Annotated in this window: 17 protein-coding genes; 8 read left to right on the top strand and 9 right to left on the bottom strand. The window is 61.3% G+C overall.

What is annotated here, in order from left to right; translation table 11 throughout:
* Nucleotides 1-18: 18 nt before the first annotated feature.
* Complete coding sequence (locus NH396_RS14780) at nucleotides 19-678, bottom strand: NAD(P)H-dependent oxidoreductase (protein WP_253064675.1); 660 nt, start codon at nucleotides 676-678, stop codon at nucleotides 19-21.
* Between the two features lie 727 nt (nucleotides 679-1405).
* Here NH396_RS14780 and NH396_RS14775 point away from each other — a divergent pair.
* From NH396_RS14775 to NH396_RS14755, 5 genes are all read left to right on the top strand, one after another.
* Nucleotides 1406-2098: a hypothetical protein gene (locus NH396_RS14775; protein WP_253064674.1), complete on the top strand. Its 693-nt coding sequence runs from the start codon at nucleotides 1406-1408 to the stop codon at nucleotides 2096-2098.
* A gap of 212 nt (nucleotides 2099-2310) precedes the next feature.
* Entirely contained in the window at nucleotides 2311-2730 is a 420-nt protein-coding gene (locus NH396_RS14770) for a tetratricopeptide repeat protein (RefSeq protein ID WP_253064673.1), read from the top strand.
* Nucleotides 2731-2755: 25 nt separating this feature from the next.
* Nucleotides 2756-2965 (top strand): hypothetical protein, encoded by a 210-nt coding sequence (locus tag NH396_RS14765; RefSeq protein WP_253064672.1) that lies wholly within the window; start codon nucleotides 2756-2758, stop codon nucleotides 2963-2965.
* Nucleotides 2966-2967: 2 nt separating this feature from the next.
* Entirely contained in the window at nucleotides 2968-3468 is a 501-nt protein-coding gene (gene sodN / locus NH396_RS14760; RefSeq protein WP_253064671.1) for a superoxide dismutase, Ni, read from the top strand.
* Between the two features lie 58 nt (nucleotides 3469-3526).
* Nucleotides 3527-3823: a S24 family peptidase gene (locus NH396_RS14755; RefSeq protein WP_253064669.1), complete on the top strand. Its 297-nt coding sequence runs from the start codon at nucleotides 3527-3529 to the stop codon at nucleotides 3821-3823.
* Nucleotides 3824-3880: 57 nt separating this feature from the next.
* Here the strand turns inward: NH396_RS14755 and NH396_RS14750 are convergent, their stop codons facing one another.
* Complete coding sequence (locus NH396_RS14750; protein ID WP_253064667.1) at nucleotides 3881-5977, bottom strand: NADH:flavin oxidoreductase; 2097 nt, start codon at nucleotides 5975-5977, stop codon at nucleotides 3881-3883.
* A gap of 229 nt (nucleotides 5978-6206) precedes the next feature.
* Between NH396_RS14750 and NH396_RS14745 the strand changes: the two genes are divergently transcribed.
* Nucleotides 6207-6851 (top strand): TetR/AcrR family transcriptional regulator, encoded by a 645-nt coding sequence (locus NH396_RS14745; RefSeq protein WP_253064665.1) that lies wholly within the window; start codon nucleotides 6207-6209, stop codon nucleotides 6849-6851.
* A gap of 74 nt (nucleotides 6852-6925) precedes the next feature.
* Here the strand turns inward: NH396_RS14745 and NH396_RS14740 are convergent, their stop codons facing one another.
* Together NH396_RS14740 and uraH are read right to left on the bottom strand one after the other, a co-directional pair.
* The gene (locus NH396_RS14740; RefSeq protein WP_253064663.1) at nucleotides 6926-8173 is read right to left on the bottom strand and encodes a urate hydroxylase PuuD; all 1248 of its coding nucleotides are present in this window, start codon (nucleotides 8171-8173) and stop codon (nucleotides 6926-6928) included.
* Nucleotides 8174-8182: 9 nt separating this feature from the next.
* Nucleotides 8183-8536 (bottom strand): hydroxyisourate hydrolase, encoded by a 354-nt coding sequence (uraH, locus tag NH396_RS14735; protein ID WP_253064662.1) that lies wholly within the window; start codon nucleotides 8534-8536, stop codon nucleotides 8183-8185.
* A gap of 396 nt (nucleotides 8537-8932) precedes the next feature.
* On the opposite strand from uraH, the gene uraD reads away from it, so the two are divergent.
* Complete coding sequence (gene uraD, locus NH396_RS14730) at nucleotides 8933-9466, top strand: 2-oxo-4-hydroxy-4-carboxy-5-ureidoimidazoline decarboxylase (RefSeq protein WP_253064661.1); 534 nt, start codon at nucleotides 8933-8935, stop codon at nucleotides 9464-9466.
* Between the two features lie 50 nt (nucleotides 9467-9516).
* Here the strand turns inward: uraD and NH396_RS14725 are convergent, their stop codons facing one another.
* Nucleotides 9517-10854, bottom strand: coding sequence for an allantoate amidohydrolase (locus NH396_RS14725; protein WP_253064660.1), 1338 nt, complete (start codon nucleotides 10852-10854; stop codon nucleotides 9517-9519).
* The gene (locus NH396_RS14720; protein ID WP_253064659.1) at nucleotides 10851-12134 is read right to left on the bottom strand and encodes an alanine--glyoxylate aminotransferase family protein; all 1284 of its coding nucleotides are present in this window, start codon (nucleotides 12132-12134) and stop codon (nucleotides 10851-10853) included. The genes NH396_RS14725 and NH396_RS14720 overlap by 4 nt, the downstream gene beginning before the upstream one ends.
* 479 nt (nucleotides 12135-12613) lie before the next feature.
* Here NH396_RS14720 and NH396_RS14715 point away from each other — a divergent pair, with 479 nt between their 5' ends.
* Nucleotides 12614-13438, top strand: coding sequence for an inositol monophosphatase family protein (locus NH396_RS14715; RefSeq protein WP_253064658.1), 825 nt, complete (start codon nucleotides 12614-12616; stop codon nucleotides 13436-13438).
* A 145-nt stretch (nucleotides 13439-13583) separates the two neighbouring features.
* Here NH396_RS14715 and NH396_RS14710 read toward each other — a convergent pair whose 3' ends face one another.
* The 3 genes from NH396_RS14710 to NH396_RS14700 all read right to left on the bottom strand — a co-directional run bounded on the left by NH396_RS14710 (nucleotide 13584) and on the right by NH396_RS14700 (nucleotide 17102).
* Complete coding sequence (locus tag NH396_RS14710) at nucleotides 13584-14543, bottom strand: ParA family protein (RefSeq protein WP_306424423.1); 960 nt, start codon at nucleotides 14541-14543, stop codon at nucleotides 13584-13586.
* Nucleotides 14544-14646: 103 nt separating this feature from the next.
* On the bottom strand, nucleotides 14647-15312 hold the full coding sequence (locus NH396_RS14705) for a 7-cyano-7-deazaguanine/7-aminomethyl-7-deazaguanine transporter (RefSeq protein WP_253064657.1): 666 nt from the start codon (nucleotides 15310-15312) through the stop codon (nucleotides 14647-14649).
* A gap of 338 nt (nucleotides 15313-15650) precedes the next feature.
* Nucleotides 15651-17102, bottom strand: coding sequence for a sodium:alanine symporter family protein (locus tag NH396_RS14700; RefSeq protein WP_253064656.1), 1452 nt, complete (start codon nucleotides 17100-17102; stop codon nucleotides 15651-15653).
* Between the last annotated feature and the right edge of the window lie 461 nt (nucleotides 17103-17563).

Below are 17563 nucleotides of genomic sequence, written 5' to 3'. Positions count from 1 at the left end.
TGAAACGCCAACACTTCTTCAAGGTGCGTTGCGCTGCGAGGGACTACGCGTGAAGGCGCCGGGGCGCTTCTCGCCGTCTTCGCTCTGGTGATAACGCCTGGCGGCATTCGCCCACCAGACAAGTTGTTCGAAGGCGCGCTGGAGATAGCCGCCCCATTCCCGGGCATCCTGATTCTCGGCGTAGCCGCCATCTTCATCGAGTACTTCCTGCGCTCGAGGCACGTGAATCATCGCCGAGACCGGCAGGCAGCCCAGCTCCGAGAGGAAGGTGCGCATGTTGACCGCTGCACGTACCCCGCCCCACTGTCCTGCGGAGTAAGTCGCGATTACCGAGGGCTTGTAGGAGTAAAGCGAGCTACCGAAGTGATTCAGGAGATTGGCCAGCGCCGGACTCATGGAATGGTTGTACTCGGGGCTGACCATCACGTAACCATCCGCCGCTTCGATCTGCTGGGCGAGATTGAGCAAGTCCTGAGGGGCATTGCGCTGCGCATAGGAAAACAGCGGCTTGAAGGGGTCTGCCAGATCGTAATCGAGTGGATCGATTAGCACCGCCTTATGGCCACTTTCCTTGAGCTGCGCGACGCAGCATCTGGCGACCCTCTCCCCAAGACGTGCAGGTGCTGGGGGTGTGCTGGTCCGCACCGACCCCAGAAAGACCAGAATCTTCAGCGCCATTGTTCTCTCCTTGTAGCGAGCCCTGTGAAATGGATTCCTGTACTCGATATTCGCTCTTGCATTGCATCATATCCCGAACTCTGAACACCGATGCACTGCGTCGCAAGACACTGCATCAATCTTCATGCTGCGCCTGACACAGATCATGAATGTGCATTCCCAGCCATGCATTCCCTACCATGAATTTCCTGCCATGAATTTCTTGCCTGGTGGCTTTACCACCTTCCCCATTCTTTACTTGATTGCTGCGCCAGCCCCCTTCCAATCCCCGAAGGGCATGACCTGCTGGCATGAACCATATCACCCTCAGTATCTGCAATTGGCGACTGATACCCCTCTGCGAAGGTAGCGTGGCGGAGTCCTTGGCGTTGCGTCATCAGCACCGCCATTTCTCATGACAATACTGCTCTCGTATCTTGAGGGGCAAAGGCCTCAAGGCCATCCACAAGCCCGTCTCGAGCAATGTGGTAAAGCGCAGCTTAATCTCTTTTCGCCTCATGTTAGCCGCCCATATCGAGTTTATCGTGACATGCGGACATCCTCCGACACGTCGGTTTCATTTCGTCGGCGCGCTGACAATCATGCTATCTGGGCCATCTTCGCCACATCCAGCCCTACGTCATGATGCTGAAACAAACATGCATTAAAACTAATTAAGTGTTAGATTTGCCATTCCAAATGAATGAGAAAACTAAGCAACCTCATGACACGAGGAGACAGAAAGGGAATGCAAGACACTCAGGACATTGCCGTCATCCAGCAGTTCACTTCATCTTTCACGCATCAGGCTCATCGCGAGACAGTATCTTTCTTTGGTCGCAATCACCCTCTCTTTCGCCAGGTGCTCACGCTACGCGAAGACCACCACAGCGCCTCGAAGGCCTACCTCAAGAAGCACCGTGATCACGATGATGTGATCGACAGCAACAGTCAGCATATCTGCCTGGTAGACACCCAGCTCGACACGCTACTGGGCAGCATTCGCGTCACCCCCGGGAGTCTCGAGTCGCGCACACTCTTCGATGACAGCGATGCAGTGTCCATCCCGGAGGGCGCCATCTATGAGTTCAGCCGGCTGGTGATGGCGCCGGAGGCCAAGCGTTTTTCCCACGGCAATCTGCTGATGGCAGCCGCGGCACGTCATGTCAGATCTCAAGAAGGCGATGGCATCCTGGCCTTGTGCAAACGCGCCAACATGAAGATCTTCAAGCGTTTCGGCCTGCTGCCGATTCACGATGCCACGCTCCGGACCGACAGGAACCTGGGAGATCTCTACATGGTATATGCCAGCATGGAGACCATCATGCACACGGCGAAACAGCGTTATTCCTCGCCCGAACAAGCGCCACAGTCAGCGGACCTCTCACCAGACGCTACCCCGTTCTCGCCGGGCCCGGGCCTCGCAAGCCAAGCTCTCTGAACGTAGAACGCTCACCAGTACTGCATCGCAGCCAGCCTACGCGCTGACAGCATATCTGATATTGCGCGCACGACCCGGGGCCAAGCCACCTCCCCCCTGATTTTCCATTCCCTCTTGCAGTCGCTGAGGCTTTGCACCATTATTGAATGATAATGATTATCATAATCATTACGATTCGCTAAAGAGACGGTAACCGGACACGGGAGGGCCTCATGGACGAATGGAAGCGTGAAACACGGGCAGGCAATGCGTTGTTCGAACAGGGCGACTACACCAAGGCAGAGCAGCACTATCTCAGCGCCTGCCATTTTGCCGACATCTTTCTGATGCCCTCAGCAGACCCGGATGGCGGCGTCGCGGCACTGGTCGTGAGCTACCAGAATCTGGCAGAGCTCTATCGCGCCCAGGGCCGACATCCGCAAGCGATGCGCGCCCTGCAGGCTGCCCATGCGCGCCTTTCCCATGCGCTTTCCGCCCCGGGTCTGTGCCATGCCCATCAACAAGCCTTGCTGCGCGGCAGCGGCCAGGTACGCATGGAGATCATGAATACCGTGCAATGGCTCGGCGTTACCAAGCGACGGACTCAACCGACAAAACCCGCGGAACACTCCACGACGCGGGTCTATCACTGACTCTCACCCTCACAGGAGATACGGCATGAAGAAAACCCTCACCACGGGCGGACTGCTGTTGCTGACCGCCGCCAATACGGCCCTGGCCCACCCGGGACATGACCACAGTGACTGGAGCAGCCCGCTCGTTCACACCCTGTTCTATGGCGCCATCGCAGCCATCATCGGTACCGCGTTCTTCGTCATCCGCCAGTCTCGTCACAAGCGCCAGAACTCTCAGCAAAAGGAGGATTGAGCATGATTCACGCCCTGCTTCGCGGGATTGACCGCCTGGTATCAGTCCCTTCGGCTTCCGCGCACTGTGATATTCCCTGCAAGATCTACGACCCATCCGCTGCGCAGATCGCCGCGCTCAGCGTGATCCGCTTCATGGACCTCATCAATGAGCTGGGCCAGAAAGACAGCCTGACGCTGGCAGACCAGGCCCTGCTGGCGCGCCTGGTGGAACAGAAGGAAAGCCACGCCGAGAAAGCCAAGCATGAGATCCGCATCATCTGGGGCGACTACATCAAGCAACCGCAGCGTGATGCCTATCCGGACATCGATGCATTGGTCCACAGCATCATGCTGGCCGGCTCTGCCTGCAAACAGGGCATCGAGCGCGACAAGGGCGAGAAACTGCTGACCCTCATCAATGAATTCGCTGCGGCATTCTGGGATACCAAGGGACTCACCACCTTTACCGCGACCTGCCCGTACCCGCCGTCTGAGAGCGTCGTCTATCCGAAGCTGGATTGAGGCAACGACATGACGCGCCAAAGCACTGATGAAGCCTGAATTGATCAAGAGTGAACGGATGCCGATCGGACTCTATCGCGTCAATGGACTCAGCATGTCTCCCGGCCTTGCGCCGGGAGATTATGTCGTGACGCTGAAACGCTGGAAATCGCGCTATCTCATCGGCGATATCGTGGTGGCGCAGCACCCCCACTTCGGCCGCATCATCAAGCGCATCTGCAAGATACAGCGAGACGGCATGCTATGGCTGGAAGGCACCCATCCAGACAGTACTTCTTCCGAGATGATGGGGATGCTGTCTTGTCGGCTGGTCAAGGGGCGAGTGATCCACACCTGCTCTCAAGACTCTCCCTGAGCCTTTATATGCCACTTGCCATGACTCCCCTGTGATATCCCATCTCTCTGCTCACCCTCACACCACCTTCATCAGCCTCAGCGCGTCGTAGATCGCCGCATGGGTATTGCGGGTCGCGACGGCGTCACCGATGCGGTAGAGCTGGAACTTGCCATCTGCTGCGCGCTCGGTGTGCTGCGGACTTGGACCGTCCGCCGGTTGGGCGAGGCCTCCGATCAGGGCGTCGTAGTCCACTGCACCGCCGTTGCGTGAGTGAGGCTTGAGTTCGAAGTAAAGATCTTCCATCGGGCGGGCGCCGTAGTTGACCACTACCTGATCGACGATTCGCTGATCCGCGTAGGCGCCGGTGCCCTTGCCCTGCGCCACGGCGTCATCCAGATAATCACTGCCGATATGGGCGATCAGCTGGCCATCTTCGCTGCGTGTGACGTTGCCGAGACGATAGGTCGGCGTGAAGATGACGGCGAGACGCTGCAGACTGCGCATGTAGGGCACCAGGTTCATGGCCATGATTTCCGGCGCGAAGGTGCGGTCTGGCGTCATCATCTCGAGTCTGGCACCGGAGTTGGCGATCATCTCGGCGGCCTGGAGTGCGGCGTGATCTCCCGCATCATCGAACAGCAGCACGTTGCGGCCAGGCGTGACGTGGCCCGAAAGAATGTCCCAGCTGGAGACGACCAGCCCACTGCCGACCTGGGGCATGTCTTCCTCGGGATAGCCACCGGTGGCCACGATGACAACATCGGGTTGCTCCGCCAGCACATCCGCGGCCTCGGCGAAGACGTTGTAGCGCATCTCGACGCCGAGCGCCTCACAGCGACTGATGCGCCAATCGATGATGCCGATCATCTCGCGTCGCCGCTCGCTCTGGGCGGTGAGGCGAATCTGGCCACCCGGCTGGTCGGCCGCTTCCAGTACCACCACCTGATGCCCACGCTCACCGGCGACGCGTGCGGCCTCGAGCCCTGCCGGGCCCGCCCCGATGATCACGACCTTCCTGGCAACCTCGGCAGGCGTGATGTCATGCGGTTGCTCCAGCTCCCGCCCGGTCGCAGCGTTATGGATGCAGTAGGCGGAGCCGCCCTGATAGATGCGATCGAGACAATAGTTGGCCCCGACACAGGGGCGGATGGTCTCCTCCTGCCCGGCCATCAGCTTGCGCACGATGTGCGGATCCGCCATGTGGGCGCGCGTCATGCCGACCATGTCGACCTTGCCGGTGGCGATGGCGTGACGCGCGGTGGCGATGTCCTGAATCTTGGCGCCGTGGAAGGTCGGGAAATCCATCGCCTCGCGAATCTGGCCAGCGAAGTCGAGATGCGGCGCACTGGCCATGCCCTGGATCGGAATGACATCGGTGAGGCCCGCATCGGTATCGATATGGCCGCGCACCACATTGAGAAAATCGACATGACCGCTATCGCGCAGCAGTCGCGAGACTTCCAGGCCATCGCTGGCATCCAGCCCGCCACTCAGACACTCATCTCCTGTGTAGCGCACGCCTACGATGAACTCGTTGCCCACCCGTGCGCGAATGGCGCTCAACACTTCCATGGTGAAGCGCAGTCGATTCTCGAGACTGCCGCCGTAGGGGCCTTCCAGGGTGTTGGTGAGTGGTGACCAGAACTGGTCCATCAGATGGCCATAGGCCTGCAACTCGATACCGTCGAGCCCTGCCGCCTGCATGCGCTCGGCAGAATCCGCGTAATCCTTGACGAGACGTGTGATATCCCAGTCCTCGACGCGCTTGGGGAAGGCGCGATGAGCCGCCTCGCGACGATGGGACGCCGAGACCGCCGGCAACCAGTCGGCCTTGTCCCAGCGGGTACGACGCCCCAGATGAGTGAGCTGGATCATCACCGCGGTACCGTGCTCGTGACAGGCATCCGTCAGCTCGCTGAGCCAGGGCACCACCTCATCGCGATACGCCAGGATGTTGTTGAACACCGGCGGGCTGTCCTTTGCCACCGAGGCGGAGCCCGCCGTCATGGTCAGGGCAATGCCGGCGCGCGCCCGCTCCTCGTGATAGGCACGGTAACGCGCCTTCGGCATGCCATCTTCCGGATAGGCAGGCTCGTGGGAAGTCATCATCAAGCGATTCTTGAGGGTCAGATGCTTGAGCGTGAACGGCGTGAGCAGCGGGTCCTGAGCCATGTGGCCTCCTGATGAGCAGACAGCGAGAACAGGGGTGTCTTTATTGAGTACACCTGTGTACATACGCTGACTATAGTCCTAGGCTTCAGACCATGCGTCGCCGGACACGCCGTTCTCGCCCGCCTGACGCAGCCAGACTCGTCGCTGTCGCAAACAGCATGCTCTTGGCGTCATCACACGATTTACCTCACATCAGCCCCACCATCCCCCGCCTTTCAGGAGACCGCCCATGCCAGAGTCCCCAAGCGCCCCCCCGGCAAGTGACGGCGCCCAGGCTGCCGGGCGCGGCAAGGCCGAAGACTGGCTGGAGGCCGCCTATCAGCAGCTGTTGCTCGGTGGCGTAGACTCGGTACGCGTTCTGACGCTGGCCAAGACATTGGGACTGTCTCGCACCAGCTTCTACTGGAGCTTCAAGGACCGCGATGCCCTGCTCGCGGCCTTGCTCGCCCGATGGGATGCTCACAATACCGCTGGCTTGATCGGGCGCTGCGAGCAATACGCCGCCACGGTGGTGGAAGCCATGCTCAATGTCTTCGACTGCTGGCTGGATGCATCACTGTTCGATTCACGCTTCGAGCTGGCGATCCGCAACTGGGCCTCTCAGAACGCAGAGGTCGCCGCTGCCGTCGCCCGCGCCGATCAGGCACGCATTCAGGCGCTGACCAGCATGCTGGTGCGCTACGGCCAGCCCGAGCAACTCGCCAACGTGCGGGCGCGCACCACTTACCTGACCCAGATCGGCTATCTGTCGATGCGCACTCAGGAAAGCGTCAGCGAGCGCATCAGCCGCGTCGCCGAGTATGTCGAGGTCTTCGTCGGCGAGCGCTGCGAGCCTCAGGAGCTGGCACGCTTTGCGGCGCGACACCCGACCTGAAAGGACAAAGCCCCCGCCAGAGAGATTGGCGGGGGCTTCACTGGCGACGAGACGACAGGGATTCAGTGGTAGAGTTACTGGCTCATCTGCCACCAGTCGTCCAGCAGCTGACGTTCGGCATCGGTCATCTGGGTCATGTTGGCCAGCGGCATACTCTTGTCGACCACCGTGCGCTGATGGATACGCATGGCCTGACGCTGGATGTCCTCCCAGCCATTGAAGGCCACGCCGGCTGCAGGGGCCGTCAAACCGATCAAGTTCGGCGTATCACTGTGACAGCCGGCGCAGCGTTGCTCGACGATATGGCTGACCTTGTCTCGCAGGGCCTGATTCTCCCCCGGGGCCTCATTGTCAGCGCCGCTGCTGGCCGCTATGGACGCTGAAGGTGCGCTTGTCTCGCCAGTCGCGGGCGCCGTCTGTGAGCGCGGCGCGCAGAGCAGGATCACGCCGATCAACGCCAACACTCCCCCCGCGGGCACCCACAGGCACTTGACGCCCTTGTGGTGATCCACCGTGGCGATGCGGATCAGACCGCCCGTCACCAGCAGCAGCAGAATGACGCCCAGGCGATAGTCATTGGCATACAGCAGCGGGTAGTGGTTGCTGATCATCATCAGCACCGCAGGCAGCGTAATGAAGGTGTTGTGCACCGAGCGCTGCTTGGCGCGCTGGCCGTGGATCGGGTCCGGCGTTTCTCCACGCTTGGCAGCAGCCAGCAGGGCCTTCTGACCCGGGATGATCACATTGAAGACGTTGCCCGCCATGATGCTGCCCATCAGCGCGCCCATCAGCAGGAAGGCGGCACGCCCCGAGAACAGTTCGGTCGCGACCCACGCCGCCAGCGTCAGCCACACACCGACCGCGACGAACAGCGCCCCGGCATGGCGCTTGAAGGGGCTGCGACACAGCGCCTCGTAGCCCAGCCAGCCGCCGACGAGCACACCCAGAGCGCTGCACACGGCGAGCGTGCCGCTCATCTCGAACACGCGCGGGTCGATAAGGTAGGCGTGCGGCTGCAGCAGGTAGATCAGCGTGAAAAGTCCCATCCCGGACAGCCAGGTGACATAGGCCTCCCACTTGAACCAGTGGATCTCGCTGGGTAGCCGTTCGCTGACCCCATCATGACGAAACAGATGATAGAGACCGCCACCATGCACCGCCCACAGCTCGCCGCCAGGACGGCCATCGACTGCATGAGTGGCAGGCTGTCGCCGGTTGTCGAGCCAGATGAAGAAGAACGATGCGCCGATCCAGGCGATCCCCGCCATGACATGCAGCCAGCGTGTCAGCAGCATCGCCCAATCGAGAAGATATGCGCTCATGCCGGCTCCTTAGCTGCCGCGGTAGACACTGTAGGCCCACGGAGTGACCAGCAGCGGAATGTGATAATGGCCACTGGCCTCGAGGGTGAACTCGACCGGCACTCGGCCGAGCATGCCCCGGCCCACCGCGCGGCTGGCAAAGTAATCCCCGACCTGAAACGTCAGACGATAGATGCCGGAGAGATCAGCGGAAGCGTCGGTCTCCTCAAGCAGCGGTGCATCGAGGCGCCCATCGGCATTGGTCGTGACCTGCGCGATCTCGTGGAAGTGACCCTGCGCATCCTGGTGCTCCAGGGTGATATGCACACCGCTGGCAGCGATGCCTTCGGCCTGGTTGAGCACATGCGTCGTCAGTCTGGGCATGGCGATTTCCTGTTCTTGTGTGGGTGTGGCGGGTACGGCTGGGCCCTGTAAGGCGGGGGCCTGTACAAATGAAGCCCTGCGAAAGACGACCGTGTTTCGGTTTTCTGGCTTGCCCTGTTCTGGCCTGCCGTCAGCGGTTGGTGGTATTGCACCCGATGAGTCCAATGCTGCATTCTGACCGATCGGTCAAGGTGCAGGCCGTATCGCCCCATGACAGACGCCGCTCGGCGCCGTCAGGCAAGCCGGTGGCGATTCAGCCTTGTCATCAACCACTGGCATGGCGATGCAGCGTGTGACTGAGCGTTGGTCAGGCGCGTTGCCAGCGACGGCATGTGCCTTGCAAGCTGATGATTCCGTGAGCTTTTCAAACCTATCCCCTTCTCTGGAGCAAGGCGCATGCCAATCGAGACCCCGATGCACTATCTGGTGATGCTGGACACGCTCAACGCCCTGCCACCCGAGGCGCTGGCACGACGCTTGAGTGGTCTCTATGAGCACTCGGACTGGGTGGTGGAGCGCGCCGCGGCAGAGCGCCCGTTCGCGAGCATGGAAGTCCTGCTGACGGCGTGTGCCAATGCGGTACGCCAGGCCAGTGATGCCGAACGCCATCAATTGATTCTGGCCCATCCTGAGCTGGCTGCCGGCAAGCTGGAGAGCCTGACGCCCGCCTCGCAGGGCGAGCAGCGTGGCGCAGGGCTCGATCAGCTCGATGATGCCACCCGTGAACGCTTCCTGACGGCCAATGCCGACTACCAGGCGCGCCACGGCATTCCGTTCATCATCTGCGTCAAGGGCAACAGCGTCACCAGCATTCTCGAGGAACTGGAGCGCCGTCTGCCGCAATCCAGCGAGGCGGAATACCAGGAGGCTCTGGCCCAGATAAATGCGATCGCCGCAGTGCGCCTGCCGGGCCTGCTCGACGCCAGTTAATGACCAGCGCCCCTGCGGCAGCTAATAGGCTCTGTCTTACGCGTGCTGTCCTACACGTACTTGGCAGCCACTGCCTCGATGCTGGCGATCAGTGCCGCCAGGGCCTTGGCGACATCGTCTTCGGTCACCGCCTCCAGCGGGTGGTGGCTGATACCGCGCTCACAGCGCAGGAACAGCATGCCCACCGGACACAGATGACTGACCGCCATGGCGTCATGCCCGGCACCACTCGGCAGCCGGAATGGCGCCTGACCGATGGCCGCGATACCGGCATCGACGGCCTTCATCAATCCCTCGTCACAGGCCACGGCATCGGCCGCATGCGTCTGTTCACAGTGAAAGGTGAGGCCCCGTCGCGCCGCGATTCTGTGCGCCACATTCAAGAGTTCATCCAGCGCACGATCACGCTGCGCATCGTCCAGCGCGCGGATATCCAGACTCAACGCCGCACCCCCGGGGATAACATTCACCGCCCCGGGACGCAGCTCGCAACAGCCCACGGTCGCGACCAGCGAGTGGTCCGCCATGTCAGCGCGCTTGCCCGCCTGGACATCACGCGCCAGCGATTCCACCGCCAGTGTCCACTCCGCCGCCGCACACAGCGCATCCTGACGCAGTGCCATCGGCGTGGTGCCGGCATGCCCCGCCTGGCCAACGAAGTTGACCGCGAAGCGTCGCGCACCGGCGATACCGGTCACGGTGCCCAGCGCCAGCTTCTCGGCTTCCAGCACCGGGCCCTGCTCGATATGCACTTCCAGATAGCCCAGCGGCGGATTCGCCTGCAGGCTGGCCCCGGCGGCCGTCTGCCCGGAAAGCCCGAAGCGTTCGAGCGCGTCGCCAAGCGGGATGCCGTCCTCATCCTCCACCCGCTCCCAGTCCGACTGCCAGCGTCCGGCGATGGCATGGCTGCCGAGCAGGGTCGCACCGAAGCGGGTGCCCTCTTCATCACCGAAACCGACCACTTCCAGCGCGAAGGGCAAGCTCTGCTCGCCGGCATCGGCGCACTTCCTGAAATGCGTCAAGGCGGCCACCCCGAGCAGGACACCAAGAATGCCGTCATAACGGCCGGCGTCCGGCACGCTGTCCAGATGCGAGCCGATCACCAGTCGCGGCACGCCGGCTTCGCTGTCAGCGGCAGCGGTGAGAGCGGGTGGACACCAGCGGCCCCAGAGATTGCCGGCGCCATCCTGCCAGCTGCGCAGACCGGCAGCCCTGAGCCAGCCAGCCGTGGTGGCATTGGCGGCGGCGTGTTCCGGCGTCAGATAGCGGCGGTCGATTCCACTGTCGCTGCGTGAGATCGCCGCCAGGGTGTCGCAGGCGGCCAGCACATCGGCGGCCGTTTCCAGCGGCGCGATGGCATCTGCCCCCATGGATCCTGCATCGTTCATGGCTGGCCTCCCGTGCTGGGCTTGGCACGACCATTGGCCGCCTGACCCTGATGCTCCTGATAGAAGTCCAGCGCGGCGCCGGCGCCACCGCCGGCCACAGTCTTGACGCCACCCCGGCGCAAAGTCTGTTCCAGCGCCGCCAGCGTAGTCAGCACGGTATCGCGACGCGCGTTGTAGCCCATCACACCAAGACGCCAGACCTTGCCGTGCAGCGAGCCGAAACTGGTGCCGATCTCGATGCCGAAATCCTCCAGCATGCTGCGGCGCAGGCCATCGCCATCCAGGCCGTCGGGAATCATCACCGCGCTGACGTTGTTCATGCGGTGGGCCTGGTCGCCGAACAGCGCAAGTCCCAACCCCTTCAAGCCCTCGACCATCGCCTGACCATGCAACGCGTGGCGCGCGATGGCGTTGTCCATGCCCTCATTGACCAGCAGGCGCGCGCACTCACGTGCGCCATACAGCATGCTGGTGGCTTCGGTGTGGTGATTGAGGCGCAGCTCACCCCAGTAATCGAGCACCATGGAGAGATCGAAATAGTTGGAGCGGATGCGTGCGCCCGGCTCCGCCAGTCGATCCGCCCCGCTACTGATACCTGCCTCGACATGACGACGCGAATGCACCACTTCCACTGCACGCGGCGACAGCGTCAACGGCGAGCTGCCTGATGGCCCGGCGAGACATTTCTGCAAGCCAGCGGTGACGGCGTCCAGTCCCCACTCATCGGTCTTGAGAGGATTGCCCGCCAGCGAGGCCGTGGCGTCGCTGTAGAACAGTACGCCTTCGCGGCGACAGATGGTGCCGATCTCCTCGAGCGGTTGGCACATGGTGGTCGAGGTATCGCCCTGTACCAGTGCCAGCACGCTGGGCTTGACCTCGCGAATGGCCGCTTCGATCTGCTCCGGGCGGAACACCTGGCCCCACTCGCATTCCAGCGTATGCACCTGGGCACCGCAGCGCTCGGCGATCTCGCGCAGCAGATGACCGAAACGGCCGAAGATCGGCACCAGCACACGCTCCCCCGGCTGGATCAGCGAGACCAGCACCGCCTCGATACCGGCACGCGAGGTGCCATCGATCAACAGGGTGGCATCATTGGTGGTCTCGAAGACGCCGCGATAGAGCTGCATCGTCTCGTTCATGTAGTGCGTCATCGCTGGGTCGTACTGGCCGATCAAGGGAGCGGAAAGCGCTCGCAATACACGCGGGTCCGCATTGATCGGACCGGGGCCCATCAGCAGGCGCTGGGGAGGATGAATCTGGTCAAAGGTCGGGCTCACGGTCGCTCCTCGTGCAGCAGGGCATGGAATGCGGGAAGACTCGCCAACTCGCCGAGCCTCATGACCAGATCACTGCAACAAATGCGCCAGAATTTCAGATATGAAACAAATGTTGAATTACCGGTGTATTTGGCGGGCGCCACCTCCCTGTCATGGCGTGGGCATCGAGGGGCAAAAGGCAACCAGGCAACCTGATAACCGTGTGACAGAAAGGCACCTCGGCAAAAGACGGCATGGCTCGAGGATAACGCTTGAATCTTGCTGACCACACTGCCCAGTATCGCTCTGACAGTGCATGCCTTGCCTGCCAGGCACCATGACGGGGCATGAATGAGATGAATCGACGCTTTCATTACCTGTTTCATGCGCCGGCGCTCACTGCCCGAGGCTGAACTCGCCACATGAGTCTGTTATACAAGGAGGCATCGGATGAGTGAGGGTTGTCTCATCCGACCTGATCATCGCTGCCGGAGAGCCACATGACGCTGGAACAACGCCTGGAACGAGCAACGGAACTGGCCAGACAGGCTGGTGAACGCATGGTGCAAGCGCGCGAGGAACAGAGTTTCGCGCACCATTTCAAGAAAGGCGATGAGCTGGTCACCGACATCGACGTGGCGATCGATACCTTCCTGGCGGAAGCGCTCGAAGCCGAGTTTCCCGAGGATGCGCGCCTTACCGAAGAGCTGTCGCCTGAGCGGGATGTGATCGGTACCAAGGGCGGCCTGTGGGTGATCGACCCCATCGACGGTACCGTCAATTTTGCCCATGGCCTGCGCCATGTCGCCGTGTCCATCGCCTGGTGCGAGCGCGGCAAGATCCAGATGGGGGTCGTGCATGCCCCCTTCCTCGGCGAGACCTTCACCGCCATCCGCGGCAAGGGGGCCTGGCTCAACGGTGAGAGCATCTCGGTCAGCGAGACCGATGAGATGAGCCGCGCACTGGTCGCGACCGGCTTCCCCTACAACCGTGACAGCCGTCCGCCGCTACTCAAGCGCCTCTCGGCCATGCTGCTGGTCTGCCAGGATGTGCGCCGCAACGGCAGTGCCGCGCTGGATCTCTGTGATGTGGCGTGCGGACGTCTGGATGCCTACTACGAAAGCGTTTCCCCCTGGGACTTTGCGGCGGGCCTTCTGATCGCGCGTGAAGCCGGCGCACGCACGGGGCACCTGTATCGCTGCCCGGACGGCATTCCCGATGAGCTTTATGGCGAGAATATTGTGGTGGCCTCACCGGCCTTGCATGCCCCGCTCAAGCGCCTGCTGGAAGAAGCCGATGCCAGTTCAGGGCTGCCGGGGTTGTAGCGAAGTGCTTCGTCAAAGACAGTAGTGACGCTACTGTGATGACATGACTTTCATGACGTGACGTTAATGACAGTCTGCCGCTGCAATACGCAAGAGCCCCGCCAATTGGCGGGGCTCTGTGTTTCTGGCTGGCTGACACTCGGCATCAATCGCCCAGGTTACCGCCCTTCTTCTTGCCCTTGGCGGCCGACTTGCTGGTCACCTTGCTGGTCGCCTTGCTGGTGTCTTTGCTGGCAGAGTCCTTGCTCGCCGGCTTCTTGTCAGTGCTGGGCGCTTTCTTGCCGGCAGGCTTGGCCGCTGGCTTGCTCGAAGCTTCCTTGCTTGCGGGCTTGGCGGCGGCTGGCGCTGGCGACACCGTCGGCTCCTTGAGCAGGCTCAGGCGTTGGCCGATTTCCTGCCACAGGCTGCGATAGCTGACGGCCGGTGAGCTGTTACGCGAGAAAGTCCCGATGGGCTTGCGCTCGATTCCCATACGCTCGACCACGCTGGAATACGGGATAAAACCACTGAGCTGCAGCGGATAATCCTGCTTGAGCGATTCCATCACATCCTTGTGCAATGTCTTGCGGCGATCCACCAGAGTGAAGAACGGCCAGACGGGCACATCGAGATCGATCTCGGCCAGATAGGCGTTCAATTGCTCCAGGGTACGCAGCGACAGAACCGTGGGAATGATCGGCACCAGCAGGGTATCGGCAGCGGCGAAGACCTGCTCGGAAAGACTGGAAATGCTCGGCGGACAATCGAGGATGACGAGGTCGTAGTCATCGCGTACCGGCTTGAGGACCTTGCGCAGTCGGGTTCGCTTCTCTTCCTCGAGTATGTGGTCAAGATTGCGGTAGGAGAATTCCGCCGGCAGGACATCCAGGTTCTGATAATCCGTGGAACGGATCACGCGGGACATGTCCTGCTTGCCGCTGATCAGCTTCTCGACCCCGCCCTTCAGCTTGGGCTTGGTACGCACGTAGAAGGTCGCAGCGGCCTGCGGATCAAGATCCCACAGCAACACACGCAGGCCACTGTTGGCGGCACAATGCGCCAGATTGATGGCAGAAGCAGTCTTGCCCACGCCCCCTTTGATGCTGTACACCGCAGCAATTTTCATGGCTCCCTCCCTTCATTCCAGTTTGTGCAACGTTAGCACAATCCGGCGCCATATCCCTGACTGACAACGGCGAAACGAGAGAAAATGATATGACAGTTTTATGTCAAACAGGCTCTCGCTCATCGACCAGGCCGCGCTTGAGCAACTGATTCGTGAGGCGATTGAGCAACAATCCGTACATCGGCAGGAACAGCAATATCGAGATGGCCAGCTTGATCGCGTAATCCACCCAGGCGATCTCGATCCAGTGAGCCGCCATGAAGGCATCGGGCCCGTTGCGGAACGCCACCGAGAAGAAGGCAAAGGTGTCAGCGAGATTGCCGAACAATGTCGACGCCAGCGGCGCGATCCACCAGTGGGCATTGCGACGCAGACGATCAAACACCTGAATGTCGAGCAACTGACCGATCACATAGGCAATGAAGCTTGCCAGCGCGATACGGGCCACGAACAGATTGAAGTCAGCCAGCGCCTCTACTCCGGCAAAGCTGCCCGCCTGAAACATCACCGACACCATGTAGCTGACCAACAGCGCCGGCAGCATGACCAGTGCAATGATGCGCCGCGCCTTATACTTACCGAACAGACGAACCGTCAGATCCGTTGCCAGGAAGATGAACGGGAAACTGAAGGCGCCCCAGGTAGTATGGAAGCCGAACAGGGTCATCGGCAACTGCACCAGGTAATTGCTGGCGGTGATGATGAGGATGTGAAACAGGGCCAGGGCGACGAGTGCGCGCTGCGTCTGGGCAGACGAGAGGAGTAGCATTGCAGGTCCTTTTTGGATCAAAGCCGTCGTCCAGGGGTGAGGGAACCCTGTCACGAGCGTGTTGAGGTTTGCATCGTCGATGCTGACATCACTGCCATCGACTGGCATTCGGCCGCTGACGCCTAGGCGCAACGATTGAGCACTGCTGGCAAGCGGCAGCCGACATGCTCCACTGACAACCGCAGGGCGGCTTGCACATCGTCAGAACGCAAAATGGCCGCGCATCGTATCACGATGCGCGGCCATTGACAGGTACCTGCGGGTAAAATCTGGCCAGATGATCAGGCCGTCAGTCTCCCCCGGTGCCCCTTACGTTGCAAAGAAAGCGAGTCTCAGAGTCACTTCTTCCAGATGCTGGCATCGACCTTGCCCTTGAGCTCCGGGAACTGCTCCGGATCAAAGGTCGGCTCCTTGCCGGCCTTATGCTGACGGTCGTAATCCTTGAAGATACGGAAGGCCAGCGGCGACAGCAGCAGGATGGCGATCAGGTTGATCAAGGCCATCGCGCCCATCGACAGATCAGCGAAGTTCCAGATGTTCTTCAGGCTGGCGACAGCGCCGAGCATGACCATGCCGAGCACGGCGAAGCGGTAGACCATGACGACGGCCTTGGCGTTCTTCTTGCCGGCGATGTACTCGATATTGGACTCGCCATAGGAGTAGTTCGCCACCAGCGAGGTGAAGGCGAACAGCAGAATGGCGATCGCCACGAAGCCGCCCCCCCAGCTACCGACCTGAGAAGACAGCGCCACCTGGGTGATCTGGATGCCGTCATTGCCGCCATCGTTGCCCAGGGTGCCACTCATGATGATGATGGCCGCGGTCGCAGTGCAGATGACCAGGGTGTCGATGAACACGCCCAGCATCTGGACAAAGCCCTGGGACGCCGGATGCTTGGTGGTCGCCATTGCGGCGGCGTTCGGGGCGGAACCCATACCCGCTTCGTTGGAGAACAGACCCCGCTTGATACCATTCATCATCGCCTGGGCGATGGTGTAGCCCAGCGCGCCACCTGCGGCCTGCTCAAGACCGAAGGCACTGCGGAAGATGGTACCCAGCGCCGCCGGCAGCTCGGTGATGTTGATGGCGACGACGAAGATGGCCAGCAGCAGATAGAGCAGTGCCATGATCGGCACGATCAGCTCAGCGGTGCGCGTGACGCGCTTCATGCCACCGAAGATGATCGGCACCATGACCACGACCAGCACCACACCCATGATCCACGGCGGCACGCTGAAGGCCTGCTCCATGGCCAACGCAATGGAGTTGGACTGCACGGAGTTGAAGGCCAGACCGAAGGCGATGATCAGACAGACGGAGAACAGGATGGCCATCCAGCGCTGACCGAGGCCCTTCTCGATGTAATAGGCCGGACCACCACGGAAGGTATTGTCATCGTGGGAGACCTTGTAGGCCTGCGCCAGGGTGGACTCGATGAAACTGGTGGACATGCCGACCAGCGCCGTCATCCACATCCAGAAGATGGCGCCCGGGCCACCCAGGGAAATCGCCACGGCGACACCGGCGAGGTTACCGGTACCGACGCGCGCCGCCAGAGAAGTGGCCAGCGCCTGGAAGGAAGAGATACCCCCTTCACTGCCCTGACGAGATGTGGCCAGCAGCTTCCACATGTGTCTGAAATAACGGAACTGGATACCCTTGGTCATGACCGTGAAGAAGAGACCCGCTCCGATGAGCAGGTAAATCAATACACTGCCCCACAGCAGGCCATTGCCTGCATCGATCAACGCCAGAATCGGCGCTGGAATGATGGACGTTGTTTCCGACATGTCGGTCTCGCTTTGGCGGGTTTTTGGTCTTGTCGACGCTGCCAGGGCAACGGAAAGCCCATGACTTTCCTGCGACTGACAGCGAGCAACCACTACGATAGGGCTGCTCGACATGCTTTGGTGAGCGCCATTCTTCATATCCCACGGGGATAAGCAAGAAGAGCCCACTGTATAGCGGTCTTCTGCGCCCGAATTCTAGGGGAGAAATAGCGCAATGACGGTGTTTTTCACTGCGATCTAGACTTTAGGTGAACACGGTAATGTTTCACGTCTTGTTTGGCTCGGGCATAATGCGCCCCCTTCCGGAAGTCGCCGCCTGCCAGTGGCGGCCCAGGACTTGTCGAGCGCAGGCTCGCGACTCATCGATTGCCGTTGCGCAACGGCGATCCCGTGAGTGTGCGCTGCGATCAGGCGGTGCAACTCCCTGACACCCACGCACCATAACCGCCATCACGGCACCC

This window comes from Cobetia sp. Dlab-2-AX, assembly GCF_024124625.1.
GTDB lineage: Bacteria > Pseudomonadota > Gammaproteobacteria > Pseudomonadales > Halomonadaceae > Cobetia.
This window is presented reverse-complemented; position numbering and strand designations above follow the sequence as displayed.